Origin of the sequence: Propionicimonas sp. T2.31MG-18, assembly GCF_964266745.1 — a bacterium.
Taxonomy (GTDB): domain Bacteria; phylum Actinomycetota; class Actinomycetes; order Propionibacteriales; family Propionibacteriaceae; genus Propionicimonas.
In genome coordinates this window covers 169460-193160 of the sequence record NZ_CAXWGX010000028.1, presented here as the reverse complement: position 1 = coordinate 193160, position 23701 = coordinate 169460, and the positions used below count along the sequence as shown (strand labels likewise).

The following is a 23701-nucleotide window of genomic DNA, read 5'->3' as shown; positions in this document are numbered from 1 at the left end:
TGTGACAGGCCCTGGAAAATCCCTTCCGGAAGTTCGCGAAAACCGCTTGCGCCGCCCCCGTCGCGGGCGTAGAACTGTCCTACGCCACACGCGGTGCCGGTCCCGAAAGGGAACGGAGTGCCGGTGAGGCGGACGGTCAGCAATCGAGGTCTGTGCCCGCGGAGCGATCCGCAGGAGCCCCCGGGACGGGGGGTGGACCAGGCGGGCTGCCGGGCTCTGGATCGTCCAGTCCTGAGCGAACTGAGGGCCGGACCAACTCATACTTGGTCCGGCCCTCGCCTTTCCCCGCACTGCGCCTGTCATCCATCGCCGGTAGAGTGGCCAGACCCCCGCCCGGACCGGAGGACCGCATGCTGATGGCCCTGATCGCCGCCCACCTCGGGCTGGCGGTCTGCGCGCCCCTGCTGGCCCGTGTGCTGGGACAGCGCACCTTCCTGCTCGCTGCGCTGGCTCCGGCGACGGCGTTCGCGATGCTGGTCGGCCTCGGGCCCACCGTCCTCTCCGGGGGGGTCGTGGTCGAGACCCTCGAGTGGATCCCCGCGCTCGGCGTCGCCCTCGACTTCCGGATCGGGCTGGTGCAGTGGCTGCTGTCGCTGGTGGTCACCGGCATCGGCGCCGTCGTGCTGGCCTACTGCCGCTGGTACTTCGAGGCCGACCCGCCGCAGGCCCGCGTCGTCGGGCTCCTCACCGCCTTCTGCGCGGCGATGATCGGCCTGGTCACCGCGGACGACCTGGTCGTGGTCTACGTGTTCTGGGAGGCGACCACCGTCTTCTCCTACCTGCTGATCGGGCACGACCCGACACGGCGCGCGAACCGCTCGGCCGCGCTCACCGCGCTCATCGTGACCACCACCGGCGGGCTGGCCATGCTCGTCGGGCTCCTCGCGCTCGGGCACGCTGCCGGCACCTACAGCCTCGCCGCGATCGTCGCCGCACCGCCGTCCGGGCCCGTGGTGGCGGTCGCGGCCCTGCTCGTCCTGGTCGGGGCCCTGAGCAAGTCGGCCCTGGTGCCCTTCCACTTCTGGCTGCCGGGGGCCATGGCGGCACCGACGCCGATCTCGGCGTACCTGCACGCCGCGGCGATGGTGAAGGCGGGCGTGTACCTGGTGGCCGTCCTCGCTCCCGCGCTGGCCGCCTCGCCCGGCTGGCGCCCGGCGGTCTGGGTGCTCGGCGCGCTGACGCTCTTCCTGGGCGGGTGGCGCGCGCTCCGCCAGGACGACCTGAAGCTGCTGCTCGCCTACGGGACGGTCAGCCAGCTCGGCCTGCTCGTGCTGCTGCTGGGCACCGGCACCCGCGCCGCGGCCCTCGGCGGCCTGGCCATGGTGCTGGCCCACGCACTGTTCAAGGCGACGCTGTTCCTCGTCGTCGGGGTGGTCGACCACTCTGCCGGCACCCGACAGCTCAGCCAGCTGAGCGGCCTCCACCGGCGCCTGCCGGTGACCGCGGTGGTGGCGGCGGTCGCGGCCGCGTCCATGGCCGGACTGCCACCCACGATCGGGTTCATGGCGAAGGAGGCCGGCCTGGAGGGGCTGACGAACCTCGCGCTCACCAGCGACGGCACGGGCATCGCCCCTGTGCCGGGCTGGGCGCTCGTCGCGGTCGTCGTCGTCGGCTCGGCGATCACCGTCGCCTACTCGCTGCGGTTCTGGTGGGGCGCGTTCGGTTCCAAGCCGGGCGTCGCGCCGTCCGGCCTCGACCAACCGCCGTCGGCGGGCTTCGCCGCGGGGCCGGTGCTCCTCGCACTGGCCAGCCTCGCCGCCGGGTTCGTGCCAGGGCAGCTGACCGCGATCCTGGAGCCGTACGCGCAGACCCTCGCGACCGGAGAGGAGAGCCACGGCCTGGTGCTCGTCCCCTCGCCCGGCGCACCGCTGTACGCCTCGCTGATCGCGATCGTCGCCGGGGCGGTCCTGTTCTGGCAGCGCGAGCGCATCGCCGCCGTCCAGCAGACGTTCCCCGCCGTCCCCGCCGCCGCGGACCTGTACCGCACCACGATGCGCGGGCTCGACCGGCTGGCCGTCGAGGTGACCGACCGTACCCAGCGCGGCTCGCTCGCCAGCTACGTCGGCACGATCCTCGTCGTCCTCACCGGCGCCCTCGCGGTCACCCTGGCCGGCATCCGCGACTGGCCGGCCGTCCACCTTGCGGACAACGCCGGGCAGGTCATGGTCGGGCTTCTCGTCGTCGTCGCCGGGTTCCTGGTCGCGACGTCACGGGGTCGCCTCCGGGCCCTCGTGCTGCTGGGGGTCGCCGGCTACGGCACCGCCGTCCTGTTCCTCCTGCACGGCGCGCCCGACCTGGCCCTGACCCAGGTGCTGGTCGAGACCGTGTCGCTGCTGGTGTTCCTGCTGGTCCTGCGGAAGCTGCCGAAGTACTTCACTGAACGACCGCTCACCTCCGGCCGCTGGTGGCGCGTGCTGATCTCCGCCGCCACCGGCGTCGCGTTCACCCTCGTCGCGGTCCTGATGATCGGCTCACGGACGGCCACGCCGGTCTCCGCGCCCTATCCCGAGGTGGCCAAGTCGTTCGGCTACGGCAACAACATCGTGAACGTGGTGCTCGTGGACACCCGGGCCTGGGACACGATCGGGGAGATCGCGGTGCTCAGCATCGCCGCCACCGGCGTGGCCAGCCTGATCTTCCTCCGCGGACGCGCGTCCCGCGTGCGCCGCGCGGAACTCGACCCCCTGCGGGGCTGGCTCCGCGGCAGCCGTGCGCTGCCCGCCGGCGAGCGATCGCTGATGTTCGAGGTCGTCACCCGTCTGCTGTTCCCGCTGATGATGATCGTGTCGGTCTACCTCCTCGTCGCGGGCCACAACCTGCCCGGCGGCGGCTTCGCCGGCGGCCTGGTCGCCGGCACGGCGCTGCTGGTGCGCTACCTCGCCGGCGGGGGGAGCGAGCTGGACGAGGCGATGCCGATCCCGGCGGGCGCCCTGCTCGGCTCGGGCCTGGTGGTGTCCGTGCTCACCGCGATCACCCCGCTGACCGTCGGCGGCCTGATCTTCCAGAGCTACGACGTGCACATCCGCGTGCCGGGCTGGGAGTCGCTGGCCACGCCGTGGGGGTCGTGGACGCTGCTCGGCGACATCCACCTCGTCTCCTCCACCGCCTTCGACATCGGCGTCTACCTCGTCGTGCTGGGCATGATGCTCGACCTGGGCCGCAGCCTGGGCAGCGGCATCGACGTCCAGGCAAGGGACGGGCTGACGCCGGCTCCCGAACCGGAGTCGAACCGCGCGATCCCGGGACGGCGGTGGGACCGGTGACCGCCAACCTCACCCTCGCCCTCGTCGCCGGCGCCCTGATCGCTTGCGGCGTCTACCTGATCACCGAGCGGTCGCTGTCGCGCATCCTGATCGGCGTCGTGCTGGCCAGCAACGGGGTCAACGTCCTGTTCCTCGTCGCGTCCGGCCCGGCGGGCGGGGCCCCCATCATCGGGCTCACCCCTGGCCCGCGGATGAGCGACCCGCTCCCCCAGGCGATGGTGCTCACCGCCATCGTGATCACACTCAGCGTGGCCGCCTTCGTGATGACGATGGCCTACCGGTCCTTCCAGATCAACGGCGACGACGAGGTGGCCGACGACGTCGAGGACGCCCGGATCGCCGAGCTCGCCCGGGCCGACCTGGCCTCGGAGAGCTACGAGGAGATGGGCTTCTCCGACACCGGCGAGGATGTGGTGAGCGAATGAACAACCTGCTCGCCGTCCCCGTCCTGTTGTGCCTGTTCGGCGCGGGCGCCACGTTCCTCGCCGGCCGCCACCCGGGCGTTCAGCGGGCCGTGTCGGTGACCGCTGTCGCGGCCGTGTGCGTCGTGGCCGGGGTCCTGGTCTGGCTCACCGACAGCGCGCCGCTCGTGCTGTGGGTGGGCGACTGGCCGCAGCCGCTGGGCATCGTCCTCGTCGCCGACCGGCTGGCGGCGCTCATGCTGCTGGTCGCGGCCCTCGTCTCCCTGGCCGTGCTGGTGTACGCCACGGGGCTCGACCAGGACGAGGTGCGCAGGGAGACCCCGGTGTCGATCTTCCACCCCACCTTCCTGCTGCTGGTCGCCGGGGTGTCCAACGCCTTTCTCGCCGGTGACCTGTTCAACCTGTTCGTCAGCTTCGAGCTGCTGCTGTTCGCCTCGTACGTCCTGCTCACGATGGGCGGGACGAAGGACCGCGTCCGCGCGGGCAGCGTGTACGTGGTGGTGAACCTGGTCTCCTCAGCACTGTTCCTGGTGGCCCTGGCCAGCTGCTACGCCGCCACCGGGACGGTGAACCTCGCCGACCTCGCCGTGCGCCTCGCGGAGTTGCCGGCAGAGGTCCGCGGCGTCCTGCAGGTGCTGCTGCTCACCGTCTTCGGGCTCAAGGCCGCGGTCTTCCCGCTGTCGGCCTGGCTGCCGCACTCCTACCCCACCGCGCCCGCACCGGTGACCGCGGTGTTCGCCGGCCTGCTCACCAAGGTGGGCGTCTACGCGATCATCCGCACCCAGACGCTGCTGTTCCCGACCGAGCCCCTGAGCCTGCTGCTGGGCGTGGTCGGCATCGCCACGATGCTGCTGGGGATCCTCGGCGCGGTCGCGCAGGGGGAGATCAAGCGCATGCTCTCCTTCACCCTCGTCAGCCACATCGGCTACATGGTCTTCGGCATCTCGCTGGCCACGTCCGCAGCGCTGGCCGGCGCGATCTTCTACGCCGCCCACCACATCACCATCCAGGCGACGCTGTTCCTCGTGGCCGGGCTCATCCAGCGGGTGGGCGGATCGACCTCGCTCGACCGGCTGGGCGGCCTGGCCCGCCTCTCGCCGCTGCTGGGCGCGCTGTTCCTGGTCCCGGCGATGAACCTGGCCGGCATCCCGCCGCTGTCCGGCTTCGTCGCCAAGCTCGCCCTCCTCCGGGCGGGCGTCGCGGACGCCGGCCCGATGGCCTGGTCGCTGGTCGCCGCCGGCGTCGTCACCTCGCTGCTCACGCTGTACGCCATGGCGAAGGTGTGGAACCGCGCGTTCTGGGGCGTCGTCCCCGAGCAGGCCACCGCCCGCGTCACGACGCTGTCGAGGCAGGGACGCCTGCTGCCGCGGCTGATGGTCGGCTCCACGCTGGGCCTGGTGGTGCTCGCGCTGGCGTTCACCGTCGCCGCCGGGCCGATGTACGGCTACGTCGAGCGGTCGGCGACCGCCCTGTTCGACCGCAGCTACATCGCCGCCGTGCTGAGCGGGGGTGAGCGATGATCACCCCCAACCAGCGACTGCGGTTCCGCTTCCAGGGACGGGCGGTGGTGCTGCTCGCCGCCGTGTGGGTGATGCTGTGGGGCGAGGCGTCCCTGCTGAACATCCTCTACGGGCTCGCGCTGGGCTGGCTGGTCACCGTGGTGTTCTGGCTACCGCCCATCCGCTACTACGGACGGGCGCGCCCGCTGCGCGTGCTGCTGCTGGTGCTCGCGCAGTTGCGCGACCTCGCGGTCGCGTCCGTGCACCTGGCCGCCGTGGCGTTCCGCCGGCACCCGCGGTTCCGTCCGGGCATCATCCGGGTGGACCTGCGCAGCAACAACGACCTCTACCAGGTGGCCGTGGCCCAGCTGATCTCGATCGTCCCGGGCACCCTGGTGGTCGAGGTCAGCCGGCACCCGAGGCGGCTCTACCTGCACGTGTTCGACCTGCCGGACGAGGACGCCGTGGAGCACCAGCGCGCGCACGCGCTCGCCGTCGAGCGGCGCTTCGTCCGGGCCTTCGGCAGCGCAGCGGACGCGGAGGCGGTGTCATGACGGTGATCCTCGGCCTCGCCGCCGTCCTGCTCGTCACCGCGGCCGCGCTCGCGCTGTGGCGCATGGTCGCGGGCCCGACGCCCCTGGACCGCATCATCAGCTCCGACGTCGTCGTCGCGGTGGTGATCGCCGTGGTCGGCCTCTACTCGGTGGTCGCCGGCAACGCGACGGGCCTGCCGATCCTGCTGGTGCTGTCGCTGGTCGGCTTCACCGGTGCCGTCGGCGTCGCCCGGCTGATCGCGTCCGCGGAGGGCGTGCGCAAGCTGTTCGACCGCCGCCAGGCGATGAGGAGGGACGAGGAATGACGCTCGAGCTCGTCGCCGACTACGCCGGCGCACTGCTGATCCTGGCCGGGGCGGTGTTCTGCCTCGCCGCCGCGGTGGGCCTGGTGCGCTTCCCCGGGCCGCTGACCCGGATGCACGCCGCCACCAAGCCGTCCGTGTTCGGCCTCCTGCTGATCCTCACCGGAGTGAACCTCAGCCTGCGCGACCCCAAGGTGATCACCCTGCTCACCCTGGCCGTGCTGTTCCAGGTGATGACCGCCCCGGTGTCGGGCCACCTCGTCTCGCGCACCGCGCACCGCACCGGCCAGTACGACCGCGAGACGGTGGAGATCGACGAGCTCGCCCGCGACCTCGAGGACTGAGCTACCAGTCGTCCCCTGCGATCCGTGGGCTGCGGCGGTAGGCGGAGACCGTCGGGTCGCCGTCCGCCCAGAACCGCCACGGACGGCCGTGCGCGACGCTCACGCCCACCCGCGGGCCCGACCGGACGCGGCCGGGCCCGGACCCGGCCTCCAACCGCGGCCCGTTCCCGCCGAAACGACGGCCGGAGTCGGCCAGCGTCCAGCCCAGCGCGCGGCCGAGGTTCCCGGGGCCACGGGCGAGCGCCACGTCCGCGACGTCGCCCCGCCGCGCCCTGGCGAGTTCGACGCCGTCGAGCACCAGTCCGGCCCGCAGCAGGACGGCGGCGCCGCCGTGCGGGGGTCCGCAGACGACGTTGCCGCAGATGTGGAGGCCGTGCGAGAGGTAGCAGTAGAGGGTTCCGGGCGGGCCGAACAGGTCGCGCGTGCGGGGACGCGGACCGCGGTAGGCGTGGGCCGCCGGGTCGTCGCTGCCGGCATAGGCCTCCACCTCCGTCAGCCGGACGGTGACCCCGCCGTCGCTGACCAGCGCGCCCACCAGCAACGGGGCGAGCTCGAGCGGGCCGAGGGTGAGGTCGAACACGCCTCCAGTCTGCCCGGCTCCCGCCGCCGCGCTACCCTCGACGGGTGACCACCCGCCGCCACCTCCTCGTCGGGTGGCTGGCCGTTGCCCTGCTCACCGCCTGCGGCACGCCCGCACCCACGGCCACCCCGACCGCGAGCCCGTCCGGGCCCGACTTCACCACGCCCGGGACGGCGGCGTCGATGGTGCGACAGCTCCTGGAGGCGGCCGGCAACCAGAACCTGCTGATGGTCGAGATCACCGAGGAGACCGTCGAGGTGAGCGTCCTCGACACCGGCCACAAGCCGGTCACCTGGGCCTACCGGGACGGCGAGATCGGCGAGGTGGCCAGCGACCTCCAGTACGTCGACCAGGCGACCTTCTCGCTGTCGCGGTTCGACATCTCCGACGTCGGAGCGCTGTTCCGCGCCGCGCAGGGCCAGTCGGGTTCGGCGGAGAAGCAGAGCCTGACGATCGTGGACTACTCCGGTGGAGAGGTGATGATGTCGGTCTCGACCGTGCCGGAGTCGCGCACGGTCTTCTTCACCCCCGACGGCGCGCTCCTGCCGGTGCTGAGCTTCGACACCCCCGGCGGGATCGCCGCGGGCATCGCGGACGCGGTCGGCACGCGGGCGCTGGTGCACTCGGTGACGGTGGACTCCCAGCAGGGCGCCTGGGTGGAGTACCCGGGGACGAGCGGGACGACCGTCCGTCGCACCCGGACGGCGAAAGTTCCGGTGACCACGAACGTCACGGCCAAGGAGATGGACCTGCCGCTGTTCTTCGCGACCAAGGTCCGGCCCGAGGCCGTCTGGGCGGTCGTGGACGACGTGCGCGGCTCCGGCGACGTGTCGGCCGAGGCGTCGTGGAGCGTCGTCATCGACGACCGCGAGGGCCTGGGCGTGCCGCGGATGTACTTCAGCATCGGGTCGACGGTGCTCGTCACCGACGCCGCCGGATCGGTGATCAGCCGCTGACCGCGACCGCCGGGACCGGCTCGGGCGCGCTCACCAGCACGTACTCGACGTTCCGCTCCGGCCCCGGCACCCCCACCTTCCGCCCGTGCGGGCCGAACACGCCCAGGCGCTGGCCGATGTAGCGGCGCGTGTCGAACGCGAGCACCTCCACCGGGTTCCCGCGTGCCGCACACATCTCCACCAGCTCCGGCAGCGGCACGAAGCCCTCGTTGCTGAACGAGACCACCACGATCCCCGCGCGCACCTCGGCGATCACCCGGGCCAGCGCCTCCGGCATCGTGCGACGGGAGTTGAACGGGCTGCGGGTCGCCTCGTCGCGGGCGTCCACCCGCTTGCAGGCGACGCCGTAGTGCTCGGGGGCGTCCCAGCGCACCAGCGTCTCCCAGACGTGGTAGTTGGTGAAGTAGCGGTGCTGGTTGTAGGGCGGGTCCAGGTAGGCCAGGTCCACCGGGTCCAGGAGCGGCGCGAGGGCGGCCGCATCCCCGCGGATGGCCGTCCCCGTGCCCGGGGTGAGCACCGGCGCGGCAAGGGTGAGCGGACGCAGCGCGCGTGGCGCCCACTCCTTCAGGTAGGCCATCTGGAGCCCGACCGTGGAGTCCACGCGGTCGGCAGCCTCCAGCAGTGAGGTCAGCAGGACGGGCCGTAACGGGTGGTCGCCGTACCACGCGTCGATGCCGTCCCTGATGGCATCGATGCGCCGGCCGTTGTCGGGGTGGAAGTAGCGCGACCGCTCGCAGAACACCTCGGTGACGTACCCGCGCCGGCCCGGGAGCGCCTGGAGCCGCGCCAGGGCCTCGTCCAGCTCCGCCCGGTCGACCTGGCCGGCATCGGTCACCACGTAGCACTGCGCGAACACCTCCGAGTACGCGGCGGTGTCCACGCAGGTGGGCACGCCACCGCGGCGGCAGAACTCCTGCGCCACCCGCGTCGTTCCGGTGAACAGGTCGAGCGCCGTGACCGCGCCGGACTCGGAGAACAGGCGTCCCAGCTCTCCGACCAGCCGTCGCTTGGAGCCGAGGTACTTAATCAAGGGCGCCCGCCGCGAAGGTGTCGCACCGGTTCGGGTCGCCGGAGTTGAACCCCGCGGCCAGCCATTTCTTGCGCATCGCGGCGGAGCCGTGCGTCCAGGACTCCGGCGAGACCGAGCCGGTGCTCTTCAGCTGGATCCGGTCGTCGCCCACCGCGCGGGCGGCGTCCACCGCCCGGTTCACGTCGTCGCGCGTGATCGCGGCGATCGGAGAGGACGGGTCGGCCGCGGCGTTGGCCAGCCAGGCGCCGGCGTAGCAGTCGGCCTGGAGTTCGATGCGCACCTGCGCCGAGGTGGGACCGGTCTTGTTGCCCGAGGCCTGAGCCTTCGCGAGCGCCCCGGTGAGGTCGGAGATGTGGTGACCGTACTCGTGCGCGAGCACGTAGGCCTCTGCGGCGTCGCCGCCCTTGGCGCCGAGCTCGTCGGTGAGCATGTCGTCGAAGAAGCTGACGTCCAGGTAGACGATCTTGTCCGCCGGGCAGTAGAACGGCCCGACCTCGGAGGTCGCCGTGCCGCACCCGGTGGCGATCTGGCCGCTGAAGATCTGGGTCTGGGTCTGCTGGTAGCCGGAGTACGTCTTGGCCCAGTACGCCTGGATCGAGTTGGTGTAGGCCACGAACCGGCACTCCCGGTTCGCGGAGATGTCGGCCCCGGTGGTGCACTGCGCGTACGGGTTCGTGGACGGCCCGGTGTCGACCGGCGCCGCCGGGTCACCCAGCCCGAGCTGCGCCGGATTGATGCCGAAAATCAGGGCGACGAGCAGGAGGAGCACTCCCCCACCGCCCAGCGCGACCGTCGTGCCGCGTCCGCGCCCTCCCCGTGAGCCCATCTGGGACGGGTCGAGCTTCGCGTTCTCGTTGTACTGCACGTCGCACCTCCACCCCGAGCCGGCAGCAGCGAGCATAGCTACCCGGCGCGGTTACCGGTGGGTTACCGGACGGGGAGGCGACTTGGTTCGCCCCGCGCCGGGGGTCATGATGGACGGATGCGGATCATCGGCGTGGAGGTGGCGGGGGGTGCCCCCGTGTTCACCGGCGCCCTGCCCCACGGCGCCGATCCGCACCGGCTGGCCTGGGAGCTGGGCTACCGCATCGTCCGTCCGCTGTCGGCCAGCGGCAGCGCGCCCGACCTGACCCTGACCGTGCAGGTGGGCCGCCACGGCCGCAGCAGCGCCCTCCAGGCCCCCCGCACCCGGTCGATCGACCCGGACCTCGACCTGTCCGGCGAGGCGACGCCCGTCGTCCGCCAGCGGCTGGCCGCGTACGGCATCGTGCTGTCCGAGCGCGGGCTCCTCGCCACCCAGTTCTCCGACCGGACGGCCGTCCCGGGGCTGTGGGGTCTGCCCGGCGGCGGCATCGACCCGGGCGAGAGCCCCAGCCGCGCCCTCGTCCGAGAGGTGGTCGAGGAGAGCGGCCAGGAGCTGGAGATCTCGCACCTGCTGGACATCCAGACCGACCACTGGATCGGTCGGTCGCCGAGCCGGGTCGTGGAGGACTTCCACGCCGTCCGGATCATCTACGCGGCGAGCTGCCCGACGCCCACCGACCCGGTCGTCCACGACCACGGCGGCACCACCGCCGCGGCCGCCTGGGTGCCGCTGGACGGCTGGACGCGCGTCGCGTGGTCCTCGGGCGCCCGCGCGCTGCTGGATCGTCACCTGCGCGAGCTCTCCCGCTCGGGACTCGTCCCCCGCTGAGTCCGCCCGGCGCCGGGAAAGGGAAAGGCCCCGGCGTCACCGCCGGGGCCCTCGTCCATCCGCCTACCGGCGGAAGTAGGACAGGATCCGCAGGATCTCGATGTAGAGCCACACCATGGTGACGGTGAGGCCGAACGCGCCACGCCACGACTCCGACGCCGGGGCGCCCATCGCGACGCCCTGCTCGATGTAGTCGAAGTCGAGGATGAGGTTGAACACGGCCAGCCCGACGCCGATGGCGGAGGCGATCAGCGCGAACACGGTCAGGTTGCCCGCGGTGATGAAGGCCAGGCCGAAGAACGACAGGATGAAGTTCACCAGCAGCACGCCGGCGTAGGCCATCGTGCCGATCATGACCATCCGGCGGAACTTGCTGCTCACCTTGATCCGGAAGAACTTGTAGGCACCCAGCGTCATCGCCGCGGCGACGAACGTGCCGGCGACCGCGGGCAGGACGATGCCCGGATAGCTGTACTCGAAGAACTTGCTCACCGCGCCGATGAACACGCCCTCGATCGCGGCGTAGGCGAGAACGAAGGCCGGGTTGACCGCACGGCGGAAGCTCACCAGGAGCACGACGCCGAAGGACACCAGTCCACCGACCACCCAGGCGGCGGTGAGAAGGGGGCCCACCGGGACGAACACGAACGTGAGCGCGGCGACCGCCATCAGCGTGCCGATGGTGAGCGCGGTCTTGGTGATCACGTCGTCGATCGTCATCCGCCCGGCGACAGGGGCCGGGGCGAACTGGGCAGCGTTCGGGTCGTAGCCGTACGGCTGGCCGGGGTACTGGCCGTACTGGCCGGGCACCTGCTGGGCAGGCTGCACCTGCCAGGTGTCAGGTCGCGACAGGACCGGGTTGTTGCTGCGCATGTGTCTGCATTCCTCCTTGGATGGGCGACGGGTTCGCCGTCGTCGGGTTCCATGGTAGAGAACGCTGCTGAGAGCCTGCTGTGTTCCCCCCTGATCGTCCCCTGACCGGGACCCTGATCCGCGGCGCTCGCGGACTCGCGGACGCGCCTGCCGTGGCCCGAGGCGTCGGCCTCGGTCGACGAGCCGCCCCTTGGCCACCACCGGCCGGAGCGTTGGCCGGCGCCGGGAGGCCGGCGTCGCGGCACCGGTCCGCGGGCGACCACGGCACCTCTCGTTGCTGTCGAACGCAGGCTTCGGGCGCTCAGACCCAGGCGCCGCCCTGCATCACCCGGGTCGCGAAGAGCTCCTGGTCGAGAGCGACGAGGTCGGCGCGTTTGCCCACCGCGATCCTGCCGACATCCGGCAGGGACAGGTAGTCGGCGGGTAGCGCGGTCGCAGCGTGCACGGCTCGGGCGAACCCGATTCCGCTGGCGACGGCGTTCCGGACGGCCCGGTCGAGCGTGAGGGTCGACCCGGCGATGGTGTCGGTCCCGGCGATGCGGGCCACCCCCCCGCGCACCTCGACCGGCAACTCCCCGAGGACGTAGTCGCCGTCGGAGGAGCCCGCCGCCGCCATCGCGTCGGTGACGAAGACCACTCGATCGGGCTCGGTGGAGGCCACGAAGGCGACCAGTTCGGGACGGACGTGGACCCGGTCCAGGATGAGCTCGAGGTAGACCCCCGGGTCCTCCCACAACGCCAGCACCGGTCCCGGCTCGCGGTGCCGCAGCGGCGCCATCGCGTTGAACAGGTGGGTCGCACCGGTCGCGCCCGCGTCGATCGCGGCCCGGGCCGTGTCGTAGTCGGCATCCGTGTGGCCGATCGCGGCCACCACGCCCCGGGAGACCATCAGCCGGATCGAGTCCAGGGCGCCGGCGCGTTCCGGAGCGATCGTGACCATCCTGACCGCGCCGCGACCGGCGTCCAGCAGCTCGGCGACGGCATCGGGGTCCGGATCGGCGAGCAGGGCCGGCGGGTGCGCACCCTTGTACTTCAGCGCGAGCCATGGCCCCTCGAGGTGGATTCCGGCCAGTTCGCCCGACTCGACCAGCCCTGCCAGGCAGCCGACCTGCCGCTTCAGGTCGGCCATGGTGCCGGTGACCAGGGAGGCCACCATGGTGGTGACGCCGAGCCGGCGGTGGGCGGCGAGCGCCTGACGGGCGACGTCGGGATCCTCGGTGACGAAGGACGCGCCCCCGCCACCGTGGCTGTGCACGTCCACGTACCCCGGGATCAGGATGCCGCTGACGTGTTCGTCCGCGGGACGCGCGGGTGCACCGCTGCCGGTCGCGACGATCCGCTCACCGGCGGTCTCCACCCAGCCGCCGGCCGGGGCCTCGGCGTCGGGGAAGAGGATCCCGTCCGCTGTGATCAGCATCAGACGTCCAGCCGTTGCCAGTCGGGCAGGTTCGCGTAGGTCTCCTTGTAGTAATCGGCCAGCGAGAGTTCCGCGGCCGCATCGGCGTCGACGACGATCGTGGCGTGCTGGTGCAACTGCAGCACCGAACCCGGGTACATCGCGGTGATCGGACCCTCCACGACCTGGGCGATCGCGTGCGCCTTGCCGGAGCCGGTAGCGACCAGGATCACGTTGCGCGCGTCCATGATCGTGCCCAGTCCCTGGGTGAGGCAGTGCCGCGGCACCTGCTCGATCGAGTCGAAGAAGCGTGCGTTGTCCTCGCGGGTCCGCGCGGCGAGGGTCTTGATCCTGGTGCGGGACGACAGCGAAGACGTGGGCTCGTTGAAACCGATGTGACCGTTCGAGCCGACGCCCAGGAACTGGATGTCCACTCCCCCGGCGGCCCGGATCGCGTCCTCGTAGGCCACGCAGGCGGCGGCCAGGTCGTCGGCGAAGCCGTTCGGCACGTGCACGCGGGACGGGTCGAGGTGCATCGGCTCGGTCACGGTCTTGCGGATGATCTCGTGGTAGCTCTCCGGGTGGCCCTCGGGAATGCCCACGTACTCGTCGAGGGCGAACGCCGAGGCCTCCGACACGTCGAGTTCACCGGCGTCCACCAGGCGGGCCAGTTCGGCGAAGGTCTGCACCGGGGACGATCCGGTGGCCACACCGAGCACCACCTTCGGACCGATCGGGCCGGCGATCCGGGCGGCCTTCGCCGCCGCGACTTCACCGACGCGCTGGGCGTTGGGGCAGATGATGACTTCCATTACTTCCTTCTGTTCTGCGTGCCGGGGCCCGCCGACTTGTCAGAATCCGGTGCCGCCACTGGTGCGGGAGATTCTGACAAGTCGGGGGCGGGTCGCGGGCGGTGGGTCAGTGGGCGGTCGGGTCCAGGGAGAGGTTCGACTCCTCGCCCTCTTCCTCACGACCCGGGGTCTTCAGGTTCCACTTGCGGATCACGATCCGGAACATGAAGTAGTAGACGACAGCGAACGCCAGCCCGACCGGGATGATGACCCATGGATTGGTGCCGATGTTCCAGTTCAGCAGGTAGTCGAACAGGCCCGCGGAGAACCCGAAGCCCATGTGGACACCGAGCCCGTTGACGATCGCCAGCGACAGTCCGGTGAGCAGGGCGTGGGCGATGTACAGCGGCCACGCGATGAACATGAAGGAGAACTCCAGCGGCTCGGTCACGCCGGTGAGGAACGCGGTCAGGGCGACCGAGATCATGATGCCGCCGACGGCCTTGCGGTTGGCCGGCTTGGCCTCCTGCCAGATCGCCAGGGCTGCGGCCGGCAGGGCGAACATCATGATCGGGAAGAAGCCGGTCATGAAGATGCCCGCGGACGGGTCGTGAGCGAAGAAGCGGGTCAGGTCGCCGTGCACCACGCTGCCGTCCGGGGTGGTGAAGTCGCCGATCTGGAACCACACGATGTTGTTCGGGATGTGGTGCAGGCCGAGCGGGATCAGCAGCCGGTTCATCGTGCCGTACACGAAGCCGCCGACGATGGCGTTGCCCGCCACCCATTCCCCGACCGCCGTCAGGCCGGCCTTGAACGCCGGGTAGATGAAGGCCATCAGCACCGACAGCAGCATGGTCGCCAGGGCGGTGACCATCGGAACGAAGCGCCGGCCGCCGAAGAACGCCAGATACGGTGGGAGGCTGATCCGGTAGTACCTCTGCCACAGCCAGCCGGCGATCAGGCCGACGAGGATGCCGCCGAGCACGCTGTAGTTGATCAGCTCCTGGGTGCCGCCCTCGGCGGGAGTGCCCAGGACGAGCGGCGACATCGCGTCCCCCACGCCCTTGAACACGAGGTAGCCGACGACGGCCGCCAGCGCGGTCGAGCCGTCCGACTTCTTGGCCATGCCGATCGCGACACCGACCGCGAACAGCAGCGGAAGGTTGGCGAACAGGGCACCACCGGCGGCACCGATCACGGATGCGACGGCGTTCCAGCCGAGGCCGGACTTGCCGAGCAGGTCGTCCTGGCCGAGTCGCAGCAGCAGTGCTGCCGCCGGCAGGGAGGCGATCGGCAGCATCAGGCTGCGGCCGAACTTCTGTAGCGGCGCGAGGTTGAAGCGGCCGACGGCCGCCATCTCGTTGCTCGTCACAAGGGGTTTCCTTCCTGGGTTGGGTTGGCCGGAGACAGGTCGTCCCGGCCCAGCTCCATGTGGACCTGGTAGCGGTCCCCGCGATAGCGCGAGACCACGTATTCGATGGGCCGTCCACCGGCGGAGGAGATCCGCCGGAAGACCAGCAGGGGGGTGTTCACGGGGGCGGCGAGCTCGCGGGCGAGGTCACCGTCGGCGGCCTCTCCCCACAGGGTCTGCTCGGCGTGGTCGACCCACAGGCCGTACTGCGTGCCGAGGATCTCGTACAGCGATCCTCCGGCGATGTCCTGCTGGTCGAGCCCGCCCAGGGGCTCGGCGGGGTACCAGCCGTCCTCGTGGGCGATCGGGTCGTTGTCGGCCAGCCGGACGCGGAGCACCCGCCACGCCTTCTGCCCCGGCTCCAGGCCCAGCGCGACGACGACCTCCGCAGGCGGCTTGGCCAGCGCGACCGAGACCAGCCGGGTGGACGGGTTCCGGCCACGCCGGCGCATGTCCTGGCTGAACGAGGCGAGGTGCAGCCTGGTCTCCAGCCGCGGTCGGACGGCGAAGGTGCCCAGCCCCTGCGTCCGCTGCAGGAGCCCGTCGGCGACGAGGCCGTCGATCGCCTTGCGAACAGTCGCCCGGGAGAGGCCGTAGATGAGCATCAGTTCACGCTCGGAGGGGATCGCCTGCCCGGGTACGACCTGCCGGATCAGGAGCTCACGCAGTTGCTGGTGCTTGGGCAGGGGGCCCTCGACGATGGTCGACCCGCTCGCTTCTGACATCATCTCCCTCTCTGGTCCGTACTGGTCCGAACTGGTACGTACCACTTGCCATAATCATGCTATGGTTCTTGCACGCTGTCAAGCAGGGCCACGGCGGCCCACTGAGAGGAGAGGTGACATGAGCAGCAAGGCAGAGCAGATCCTGGCCGGGCTCGGAGGTGCGGGGAACATCGAGGAGATCGAGGCGTGCATCACCCGCCTGCGCACCGAGGTGAAGGATCCGTCCAAGGTGGACGAGAAGGCGCTCAAGGCCGCCGGCGCCCACGGCGTGATCGCCGCGGGCAAGGTCGTCCAGGTGGTCGTGGGCCCGGAGGCCGACAACCTCGCCGAAGACATCGAGGACCTGATGTGATGCTGCAGGTCCTGTCTCCCTGCCCCGGGCGGGCGTTCCCGATCACCGAGGCCGACGACCCCGTCTTCGCCCAGGAACTGGTCGGTCCCGGCGTCGCGATCGAACCGCTCGCCGAGCGCACCACGGTGGTGGCCCCGGTTGCCGGCACCATCCTGAAACTGCACCCGCACGCCTTCGCCATGGCCACCGCCGACGGCCTGGGAGTCCTGGTCCACCTGGGCATCAACACCGTGAAGCTGGCAGGCGCGGGCTTCGAGCTCCTGGCCGCCGAGGGCGCCACCGTCGCCGCCGGCGATCCGATGGTGTCCTGGAACCCCGCAGAGATCAGCGGCGAGGGCATCACCACGACCGTGCTGGTCGTCGCGCTCGACCGCCCGGCCGGGTCGCTGGACAGCCCGGCCACGGGGGACGTGGCCACCGGGCAGACCCTGTTCGAGATCGATGCCTGAACCAGCAGCCCTGTTGCTCGACCTGGACGGGACCCTCGTGGATTCCGAGGGCTTCCACCGCCAGGTCTTCCGCAACTGGTTCGCCGCACGCGGTTGGCCGGCCAGCGACGAACTGCTGGCCGGCTTCACCGGGCGGAGGGCGGACGACGTCTTCGCCACCCAACCCGGGCCTTGGGACGGGGAGGACGCCGAGGCGATGACGGCCGAACTGCTCACCCACGTGGCCGGCCTGCCCCAGCCCGGGCTCGCACCCGGAGCCGCAGAACTGGTCGCCGGGGCACGCGTCCCGCTCGGGCTGGTCACGTCGGCGACACACGAGTGGGCGCGCACCTGCTTGGGCGACCTGCTCGACCACTTCGCCGCGGTGGTGACCAGGGACGAGGTGAGCCGCGGCAAGCCCGATCCGGAGCCCTACCTCCTCGCCTGCCGGGCACTGGGCGTGTCCGCGCCCGACTGCCTCGCCGTGGAGGACGCCCCGGCCGGCGTGGCCTCGGCCGTCGCCGCGGGCGTGGGGCTCGTCGTCGCGGTGAGCACCACCTTCACCTCGATCCAGCTCTCCGCCGCGCACCTCGTGGTGCCGGGCCTCGACCACGTCCCGGGGCTCCTGACCGCCAGCTCCTGGGCGGCACGCCTCGGACCGTCGTCCTGACGGCTCGGGCGGCGCGTCACAGAGCGACCCGGCCGTGCAGCCCGAGAGGACCTCGCCGAACCGCATCCCCCTACTTGTGATGACCTTCTCGGTAGCGGCCGGCGAACCTGAGTCCCGCGTAGCCGGTGGACACGATCGCGTCCCCCATGAAGATGCCGGCGAGGATGGCGGCAACCGCCAGCGTCACCGCGGACAGCACGCTGAGCCCTGTCTCGGTTCCCTGGGCGCTCATGACATAGAGCGCGCGCAGGAACGCATAGCCGGGCACCAGCAGCATGATCAAGGGGAGTGAGAGCGTGGCCGAGTGGATCCCCCGCCTCGTGCCGAGGGAGGACAGGACGGCCAGGACGAACGCTCCGAGGAAGGTGCCCTGCCAGGGGCCGGCCTGGCTTCCGAGCACCACCCCGGCCCAGACGAGCCACGTCCCGACGACGATGAGGGGCAGGTGCCTGGGAGCGACCCTGAACAGGATCGCCAGGCCAACCGTGAGGGTCGGACCCAGGACCCACACCCACGCGGGATCCACGACTGGCAGCAGGGCACGGTTGGGGGGATGGAGCAGGTCCATCGCCAGGGCGTAGCCGAGCGTGCCGCCTGCGAACAGTTTGATGAAGACCAGCGTCGCGTTGGTGATCAGCACCAACCCTGCGAGGGTGTTCCCGTAGAGCATCTCCCGCGGGGCGATGGTGAGGCCGAAGCCCGGCATGAACCAGGTGACCGCACAGACCGCGATCACCAGGGGACGAATTCCAGGCATGGCCACGGAGAGGGCCGTGGCCAGAAAGGCGGCGAAGGCTGCCGCCAGGATCTCCGCGATGATGGCGACCCGCGCCAGGCGCGTACCGAGCCGCACCATCACCAGGGAGATCAGGCCCAGGAGCCCACCGAGAAGGATGTCCAGCCATGAGGCACCGATGATCGCTGCGAAGCCGGCACCCGTCATGACGAACGCCAAGGCGTTCTGGGGCAGGCCGTAGATCGCCGGCGCGCCCTCGATCTGCTTGAGCAGTGCCTGGCCCTGTCGGAGGGACACCTGTCCGTTGGTCACCCTGCTCGCGACGTCGTCGATCTGGGCAACCTTGTTCAGGTCGTATCCGATACCCATGGTCACCGCGAGGTGCATTGTCTGCCTGCTGGCGTCATCCCTCCACAGAGCGATCTGCAGGATGTTGGGTGTCGTGAAGATCTCGCAGTGCAGCCCCAGCCCGTTGATGATCCGGTGCAGGGCCAGTTCAGTCTCGTAGGAGTAGCCGAAGTACTTCTGGGCGACCCTCGCGTAGGTCGTGATGAAGCTGACGAGCTCGTCGAACTCCGGCCGATCGTCAACGCCCCCGCTCATCGCTCACCTCGGCCGTGAGTCCTCAACACACGTCGGTTCTCCCGGTCATGTCGAAGCCGACCGGGATCGTGGGCCAACCCACCGAGGAACGGGAACACCCCAGGGCCCCTGACGCCTAGAGGGTGTTCTTGTAGATCCTGCCATCCTTCATGATGAGGGCCAGGTTCTGCTCGGGGTCGGTCAGGACGGAGATGTCCTCGAGTGGGTCGCCGTTGATGAGCAGCAGATCGGCATAGGCCCCTTGCTCGATCACGCCGAGCCTGCCGGGGTAGGGGTTGCGCTTCCCGGACATCGCCATCAGCTCACCGTTGGCGGAGGTGGCCATGCGCAGCACCTCAACCGGTGAGAACCACTGGGTGCGAAGCACGAACTCCTCGCTGCTCCTCTTCAGTGTCTCGGGGTCGGTCACGATGTCGGTGCCGAACGCGATCCTGGTGTAGCCGATCCTCTTGGCAGTCTCGAACAGGGTGGCGGTGCCCTCCTGGATCCTCCTGTACCTGTCCTGCTGTTCGGCGGTCAACCCGTGGATCGGGTTGGAGAACACCATGACCTGCGGTGAGAGCCAGATCCCCTTCTCCTCCATCCAGCGCAGGGTCTCCTCGTCGACGAGGTTCCCGTGCTCGATGCACTTCACACCGTTCTCGACCGCGCGGCGGACCCCCTCACTGGTGTACACGTGGGTCGCGACATAGGTGCCGTAGTCCTCGGCCGCCTGCACGCAGGCGCGGATCTCCTCCGGCGTCCACTCGATGACGTCGATCGGGTCGAGCTCTGCGATGCCGCCGGCAGTGGCGATCTTGATCTGCGACGCGCCCGTCCGCAGGTTCTCGCGGGTGGCCTTCAACACCTCAGGAACCCCGTCGGCGATCGCACAGTCACCGAACTGCACGAGCGTGTCGTCCAATCCGCCAGCGAGCTTGGAGGCATGGGCGAGGTGGCGGTGCTCAGCGTGGCCGGCAGTCTGGCTGAGGATCGCCTGCGACGGGTAGATGCGAGGACCCTCGATGTAGCCGCGGTCGATCGCCAGCTTCAGCGAGGCCGTGTTCCCGCCGACATCCCTGACCGTGGTGAAGCCGTTTCTCAGCCAGACTCCCGCCGTCCAGGCAGCGACGTAGCCCATGTACCTCGTGTCATTGAACATGGCATCCATGAACGGCATCTGCCCGATCAGGTGCTCATGCGCCGCGATGAAACCAGGCGTCATCGTCCGTCCACCACCATCGAGCACGGTGGCACCGTCTGGAGCGTCGATCGAACCGGCGACCATCGAGATCAGGTTGTCTTCCACGAGAACACTCATCCCCGGCGCAAGGCGCTCGCTCCTGCCGTCGAAGATGTTGACATTCTTGATCAGGACGGGTCGAGTCATCGGCGAACTCCTCGCTGGATAGGCGAACTCCCGTTCCAGAGCGTATCTGCGGTCGGGCACCACGTCACTCGATCGCCCGCAGCGCACTCGCCGAATGCGCCGATCCGCCCCCGGCGGCCCGCAGGGCACTCCCTGGGTGCCCCCAATGGGATTCGAACCCTTCCGTACAGCCCCCTCGAACCCCGCTCCGACCCCTGATATACTACGTTTGACTAGGTGTTTTGATGCGGCTCGGGCAACGCGCGCGCAGACCTGCATAGGCATTCGTGATGTACCTAAGGGCCCGATAAGGGCCCGGTGCACAACATGGGAGTGTGAGAAATGGGCCGGGGCGCCAAGGGGTCAGCCAGGACACGAAGCACTTGGGGAACGGTCCGACGGAAGGCGTCGGGCAACTACCAGGCCAGCTACCGGCACGGAGGCATCGCGGGCGTGCTACCCAGCGGCGTCTACACCGCCCCCACCACCTTCCAGACCGAAGGCGACGCCCGGGTCTGGCTCGAGTTCGAACGCCGCCTGATCGAGACCGACCAATGGAGCCCGCCCGCCGATCGGGAAGCCGCCCGCCGTCGGGTCGGACAGGCTGCCATCGACCGCCCGACTGTCGCTACCTACGCTCGGCAATGGTTGGCCACGGCGGATCTTCGGATCACCACGAGGACCCGCTACGAAGCCAGCCTTCGGATCTACATCTGCGGTGAGCCGCTGGCCTTCAGCCTCCGGCCGAACCAGCGCACGGGCAAGCGCGCCCGGCCGAAGGTCTGGACGAATCACCCCCTGGGCGACATACCGCTCGCCGACCTCGACCGGGCGCAGATACAGGCCTGGTGGCGGTCGCTACCGCTGACTGAGCGTCGACGCAGCTGTGATCTCGCCTTCCAGTTCCTGCGCACGATCTGCCTTGCGGCCGTCGACGAGGGACTGATCGAGGCCAACCCCGTCCGGGTGCGAGGTGCGGGGAGGCCATCGAGACGGCGCAGCATCGAGCCGCTCACCCCGGGCCAGGTCAACGCGATTGCCAACGCCATGCCGCAGCGTTGGGCCCTCGGGGTTCTGCTCGGCGCATGGTGCGCACTCCGTTCCGGCGAGGTACGAGAGCTTCGCAGGAAGGACATTGACCTTGAGCGCGGCCTGATCAGGGTGACTCGTGGGGTCACCCACGCCGGCCAGCGCACCCAGCACGTCGGCGACCCCAAGACCGAGGCGGGAGTCAGAGCTGTCCGCATCCCCGCCTCGATGATCGAACGGGTCAGAGTCCACCTTCGAGACCACGCCCAGCTCGGGCCGAACGGGCTGCTCTTCTGGAGGGACGACGGCGGGCACGTCACCGATACCGAGTGGCGCTCGGCCTGGCTCCGCGCCTGCGCCGCCGAAGGCATCCAGGACGTTCGATTCCATGATCTGCGGCACGTCGGCCTGACCTACACCGCGCTGGCGGGAGCAACCATCCGTGAACTCCAGGTGGTCGCCGGCCACACCACGCCGACGATGGCGTTGAGGTACCAGGAGGTGGCCGCGGATCACATGGACAAGGTCGTGAGAGGCCTGGACGCTCTCATCTCGGGGCCCGGGGCCGATTCGGTTCCGGCTCGTCCCACCTAGTCGGCTCTTGGTTCAATCGTTCACGGTTGGCTATTCCGCGCCGCCACTAAGGCCGGCGAGGGCGGCGCCGAAATCGACGGAGCCGGTTGCGGGGATCGTGCCATCCGGCACCCATGCCCGTGGCGTGCCGCCGTTGAGGGGTAACAGGTTCACCATGCCGGTGGTGTAGCCGGTGTCATCGGGGACACCGACGAGCAGCAGCCGTTCGCCGGCGCCGGCGATCAGTGCCACGGAGGTGCCGAACCGGTCGCCGCTGTGGGGGCTTCCAAGCACCCCGGGAGAACCCTGGGTCCAAGTGGATTCGGCGCCGAGATTGCCCATCGGGAACACCTGCACCAGCCCGGCGTCCGCGCCTGCGGTCGTGTTCTCCTTCGGGACCCCGACAGCAAGACGCGTTCGGCGATCACCCAGGCCGGGCGCGATCCACGCCACCGCGGCCCCGAACTCGTCGCCGGGTTCGGCGGACCCGCTCACGGAGGCGGTGTCCTGTGTGAGGGCTGTGCCGGGATCCACATCGCGGGTGTCCGAGCTGAACAGCTGAACCAGGCCCGCGTTCTTGTCCGAGCCGATGTCTTCTCCTGGCGCCCCGACCGCGATCCAAGAGCGGAGGCCGACCAGGACGGTGTCGATGGTTTGCCCGTAGTGGTCGCCCGCCTCGGCCGTTCCGGGGACGCCGGCCGCGTTCTGGTCGAGGGAGATGCCGACGAGTTCGTCATCGAAGTAGATGTCCTGGACCAAGGTGACTCCACCAGCATCCTTCCTGGAGCCGATGTCCTCGTTCGGCGCACCGATGGCGCAGTCGATCGTGTGACCATCCCCAGAGAGGTAGTTGCAGGAGACGGCCGCCCCGAAACGGTCACCGGCTTCGGCCGATCCGGGGATGCCGGGCGTCTCCTGGGTGATCCAGTAGTTGGCCGGGCCTCCGTCGAAGGCGGTCTGCACCACGACCGCGCCGGCGTCGTTCTGACCGGCGACATCAGCGCCCGGGACGCCGATGGCAAGGCCGAAGGCGTTCGGGCTCGGCGTGCCGCCCTGTCCGACATCCTCCACGGCATCGACGGCGAACCCGAACTGGTCACCTGCCGCCGCCTCGCGACCGAAACTCTCCGTCGTGTACGTGCCCGCCGGGCGGGTGGCGGCCAGCCCCGAGGCCTCGCCCCACAAGACCTGGACCATGCCCGCATCCGCCTGCCCGGCGACGTCCTTGCCCGGTGTCCCCACCACCACGTCGGTGTATCCGTCGCAGTCGAGGTCAGCCACCGCCAGCGCGCTCGCGAACCGGTCGCCCGCCTGCGGCAGGTCGGGCACCGCCGCCTGCCCCTGCCACAGCACATCCCTGGCACCCTCGCCGACAAGCCCGTCGCCGTCGCCATAAAGGACGACGATCCGACCGGCTTCGGCCTGTTCCGCCACCGTCGCGGAAGGGTCTCCGACGACGGCATCGGACCACCCATCGCCGTTGAAATCCGAAAGGACACCGGCCACGCAACCCTCAGCTGCGTGCGCCACGGGCGCCTGCATCCACTGCGCAACCCAGCACACCGCAACCAACCCGACAAGAACAGCCCGAACGCGCATTGCCGCGCCTCCCAGTCGACGATGACCAGCCAGAGCCCCACGCACCAAGAAGACTATCAACCACGCAGCCGCTGCCAACGGGCGGCGGCCGGCCCGCGCTGTTCATAGCGACGCGCGAGGCGTGGAAGCCCGCCGGAGCGGCGGCCGAAGGCGAACGTTGTGCTCAGACCGAGGGCGCAAGCCGGAGCTCCGCTCTCACCCGCCGTTCGACCAGGACCGGGACGAAGTCCCGGATCGGGGCGTGCGCGAAGGCACGAAGGCCCCGGATCACTCGCTCGCTCAACACGTCTCGACTCACGGCGGGGAAGGCGGCACCGAGCCGCCCGACAACCTCATTCACAATCCTGTCTTCTGTCGCCTCAGCCACCATTCCATCGTGGGGCTGCACCAGTGCCTCGTCAAGGTGCTGGCCACGGTCGACCGTCCCCAGGTGTTCATCCTGGCGTCGCATTGCCGCAACGGCACCGTCACCCGGGTTGATCACCGTCGTGACAGGAATTGACGAGACCTGATGACCCCGCGTC

The 23701-nt window shown here is 70.3% G+C and carries 25 protein-coding genes; 13 read left to right on the top strand and 12 right to left on the bottom strand.

The features are described from left to right. Positions 1–350 precede the first annotated feature (350 nt). The 6 genes from ACFQQJ_RS15395 to mnhG are packed head-to-tail and all read left to right on the top strand — an operon-like array spanning position 351 to position 6384. Positions 351–3263 carry a Na+/H+ antiporter subunit A gene (locus ACFQQJ_RS15395; protein WP_377107817.1) on the top strand — a complete coding sequence of 971 codons (2913 nt, stop codon included), beginning with the start codon at positions 351–353 and terminating at the stop codon, positions 3261–3263. Continuing rightward, positions 3260–3688 (top strand): Na(+)/H(+) antiporter subunit C, encoded by a 429-nt coding sequence (locus ACFQQJ_RS15390; protein ID WP_377107815.1) that lies wholly within the window; start codon positions 3260–3262, stop codon positions 3686–3688. The genes ACFQQJ_RS15395 and ACFQQJ_RS15390 overlap by 4 nt, the downstream gene beginning before the upstream one ends. After that, positions 3685–5205: a Na+/H+ antiporter subunit D gene (locus ACFQQJ_RS15385; protein ID WP_377107812.1), complete on the top strand. Its 1521-nt coding sequence runs from the start codon at positions 3685–3687 to the stop codon at positions 5203–5205. The genes ACFQQJ_RS15390 and ACFQQJ_RS15385 overlap by 4 nt, the downstream gene beginning before the upstream one ends. Further along, positions 5202–5738, top strand: a complete 537-nt coding sequence (locus tag ACFQQJ_RS15380) for a Na+/H+ antiporter subunit E (RefSeq protein WP_377107810.1) — start codon at positions 5202–5204, stop codon at positions 5736–5738. Before ACFQQJ_RS15385 ends, ACFQQJ_RS15380 begins: the two co-directional genes overlap by 4 nt. After that, on the top strand, positions 5735–6043 hold the full coding sequence (locus ACFQQJ_RS15375; RefSeq protein WP_377107808.1) for a monovalent cation/H+ antiporter complex subunit F: 309 nt from the start codon (positions 5735–5737) through the stop codon (positions 6041–6043). The genes ACFQQJ_RS15380 and ACFQQJ_RS15375 overlap by 4 nt, the downstream gene beginning before the upstream one ends. Beyond that, positions 6040–6384: a monovalent cation/H(+) antiporter subunit G gene (gene mnhG / locus ACFQQJ_RS15370; protein ID WP_377107806.1), complete on the top strand. Its 345-nt coding sequence runs from the start codon at positions 6040–6042 to the stop codon at positions 6382–6384. Before ACFQQJ_RS15375 ends, mnhG begins: the two co-directional genes overlap by 4 nt. Position 6385: 1 nt before the next feature. Here the strand turns inward: mnhG and ACFQQJ_RS15365 are convergent, their stop codons facing one another. Continuing rightward, the gene (locus ACFQQJ_RS15365; protein ID WP_377107805.1) at positions 6386–6964 is read right to left on the bottom strand and encodes a DNA-3-methyladenine glycosylase; all 579 of its coding nucleotides are present in this window, start codon (positions 6962–6964) and stop codon (positions 6386–6388) included. Between the two features lie 44 nt (positions 6965–7008). Here ACFQQJ_RS15365 and ACFQQJ_RS15360 point away from each other — a divergent pair, with 44 nt between their 5' ends. Continuing rightward, positions 7009–7920, top strand: coding sequence for a hypothetical protein (locus tag ACFQQJ_RS15360; protein WP_377107804.1), 912 nt, complete (start codon positions 7009–7011; stop codon positions 7918–7920). Here ACFQQJ_RS15360 and ACFQQJ_RS15355 read toward each other — a convergent pair. Both ACFQQJ_RS15355 and ACFQQJ_RS15350 read right to left on the bottom strand, forming a co-directional pair. Next, entirely contained in the window at positions 7910–8950 is a 1041-nt protein-coding gene (locus ACFQQJ_RS15355) for a DNA adenine methylase (protein ID WP_377107802.1), read from the bottom strand. The two genes, ACFQQJ_RS15360 and ACFQQJ_RS15355, sit on opposite strands and share 11 nt — an antisense overlap. Beyond that, positions 8943–9815 (bottom strand): neutral zinc metallopeptidase, encoded by an 873-nt coding sequence (locus tag ACFQQJ_RS15350; RefSeq protein WP_377107800.1) that lies wholly within the window; start codon positions 9813–9815, stop codon positions 8943–8945. The genes ACFQQJ_RS15355 and ACFQQJ_RS15350 overlap by 8 nt, the downstream gene beginning before the upstream one ends. 117 nt (positions 9816–9932) lie before the next feature. Between ACFQQJ_RS15350 and ACFQQJ_RS15345 the strand changes: the two genes are divergently transcribed. Then, positions 9933–10643 carry an NUDIX hydrolase gene (locus ACFQQJ_RS15345; protein WP_377107798.1) on the top strand — a complete coding sequence of 237 codons (711 nt, stop codon included), beginning with the start codon at positions 9933–9935 and terminating at the stop codon, positions 10641–10643. Between the two features lie 63 nt (positions 10644–10706). Here ACFQQJ_RS15345 and ACFQQJ_RS15340 read toward each other — a convergent pair whose 3' ends face one another. From ACFQQJ_RS15340 to ACFQQJ_RS15320, 5 genes are all read right to left on the bottom strand, one after another. Continuing rightward, positions 10707–11516: a Bax inhibitor-1/YccA family protein gene (locus ACFQQJ_RS15340; protein WP_377107796.1), complete on the bottom strand. Its 810-nt coding sequence runs from the start codon at positions 11514–11516 to the stop codon at positions 10707–10709. Positions 11517–11817: 301 nt separating this feature from the next. Further along, positions 11818–12933, bottom strand: a complete 1116-nt coding sequence (locus ACFQQJ_RS15335; RefSeq protein WP_377107794.1) for an N-acetylglucosamine-6-phosphate deacetylase — start codon at positions 12931–12933, stop codon at positions 11818–11820. Further along, entirely contained in the window at positions 12933–13724 is a 792-nt protein-coding gene (gene nagB, locus ACFQQJ_RS15330) for a glucosamine-6-phosphate deaminase (RefSeq protein WP_377107792.1), read from the bottom strand. Before nagB ends, ACFQQJ_RS15335 begins: the two co-directional genes overlap by 1 nt. Before the next feature lie 106 nt (positions 13725–13830). Continuing rightward, positions 13831–15075: a PTS transporter subunit EIIC gene (locus tag ACFQQJ_RS15325; RefSeq protein WP_377107790.1), complete on the bottom strand. Its 1245-nt coding sequence runs from the start codon at positions 15073–15075 to the stop codon at positions 13831–13833. Next, complete coding sequence (locus ACFQQJ_RS15320; RefSeq protein ID WP_377107788.1) at positions 15072–15839, bottom strand: GntR family transcriptional regulator; 768 nt, start codon at positions 15837–15839, stop codon at positions 15072–15074. The genes ACFQQJ_RS15325 and ACFQQJ_RS15320 overlap by 4 nt, the downstream gene beginning before the upstream one ends. A gap of 118 nt (positions 15840–15957) precedes the next feature. Here ACFQQJ_RS15320 and ACFQQJ_RS15315 point away from each other — a divergent pair, with 118 nt between their 5' ends. From ACFQQJ_RS15315 to ACFQQJ_RS15305, 3 genes are read left to right on the top strand one after another with little or no spacing between them, the layout of a single operon-like run. Next, a complete protein-coding gene (locus ACFQQJ_RS15315; protein ID WP_377107786.1) occupies positions 15958–16191 on the top strand; it encodes a glucose PTS transporter subunit EIIB in 234 nt (77 codons plus the stop codon). Next, on the top strand, positions 16191–16640 hold the full coding sequence (locus ACFQQJ_RS15310) for a PTS glucose transporter subunit IIA (protein WP_377107784.1): 450 nt from the start codon (positions 16191–16193) through the stop codon (positions 16638–16640). The genes ACFQQJ_RS15315 and ACFQQJ_RS15310 overlap by 1 nt, the downstream gene beginning before the upstream one ends. After that, positions 16633–17289: an HAD family hydrolase gene (locus tag ACFQQJ_RS15305; RefSeq protein WP_377107783.1), complete on the top strand. Its 657-nt coding sequence runs from the start codon at positions 16633–16635 to the stop codon at positions 17287–17289. The genes ACFQQJ_RS15310 and ACFQQJ_RS15305 overlap by 8 nt, the downstream gene beginning before the upstream one ends. 70 nt (positions 17290–17359) lie before the next feature. On the opposite strand, the gene ACFQQJ_RS15300 is transcribed toward ACFQQJ_RS15305, so the two are convergent. Continuing rightward, positions 17360–18628, bottom strand: a complete 1269-nt coding sequence (locus tag ACFQQJ_RS15300) for a threonine/serine exporter ThrE family protein (RefSeq protein ID WP_377107781.1) — start codon at positions 18626–18628, stop codon at positions 17360–17362. A 115-nt stretch (positions 18629–18743) separates the two neighbouring features. Continuing rightward, positions 18744–20060 (bottom strand): amidohydrolase family protein, encoded by a 1317-nt coding sequence (locus ACFQQJ_RS15295; protein WP_377107779.1) that lies wholly within the window; start codon positions 20058–20060, stop codon positions 18744–18746. Between the two features lie 369 nt (positions 20061–20429). Between ACFQQJ_RS15295 and ACFQQJ_RS15290 the strand changes: the two genes are divergently transcribed. Beyond that, positions 20430–21599 (top strand): tyrosine-type recombinase/integrase, encoded by a 1170-nt coding sequence (locus tag ACFQQJ_RS15290; protein WP_377107777.1) that lies wholly within the window; start codon positions 20430–20432, stop codon positions 21597–21599. Between the two features lie 30 nt (positions 21600–21629). Here ACFQQJ_RS15290 and ACFQQJ_RS15285 read toward each other — a convergent pair whose 3' ends face one another. Together ACFQQJ_RS15285 and ACFQQJ_RS15280 are read right to left on the bottom strand one after the other, a co-directional pair. Then, the gene (locus tag ACFQQJ_RS15285; protein ID WP_377107776.1) at positions 21630–23177 is read right to left on the bottom strand and encodes an FG-GAP repeat domain-containing protein; all 1548 of its coding nucleotides are present in this window, start codon (positions 23175–23177) and stop codon (positions 21630–21632) included. Positions 23178–23340: 163 nt separating this feature from the next. Continuing rightward, positions 23341–23475, bottom strand: coding sequence for a three-helix bundle dimerization domain-containing protein (locus ACFQQJ_RS15280; RefSeq protein ID WP_377108031.1), 135 nt, complete (start codon positions 23473–23475; stop codon positions 23341–23343). Between ACFQQJ_RS15280 and ACFQQJ_RS15275 the strand changes: the two genes are divergently transcribed. Next, positions 23419–23679: a hypothetical protein gene (locus tag ACFQQJ_RS15275; RefSeq protein WP_377108039.1), complete on the top strand. Its 261-nt coding sequence runs from the start codon at positions 23419–23421 to the stop codon at positions 23677–23679. The two genes, ACFQQJ_RS15280 and ACFQQJ_RS15275, sit on opposite strands and share 57 nt — an antisense overlap. Positions 23680–23701: the final 22 nt, after the last annotated feature.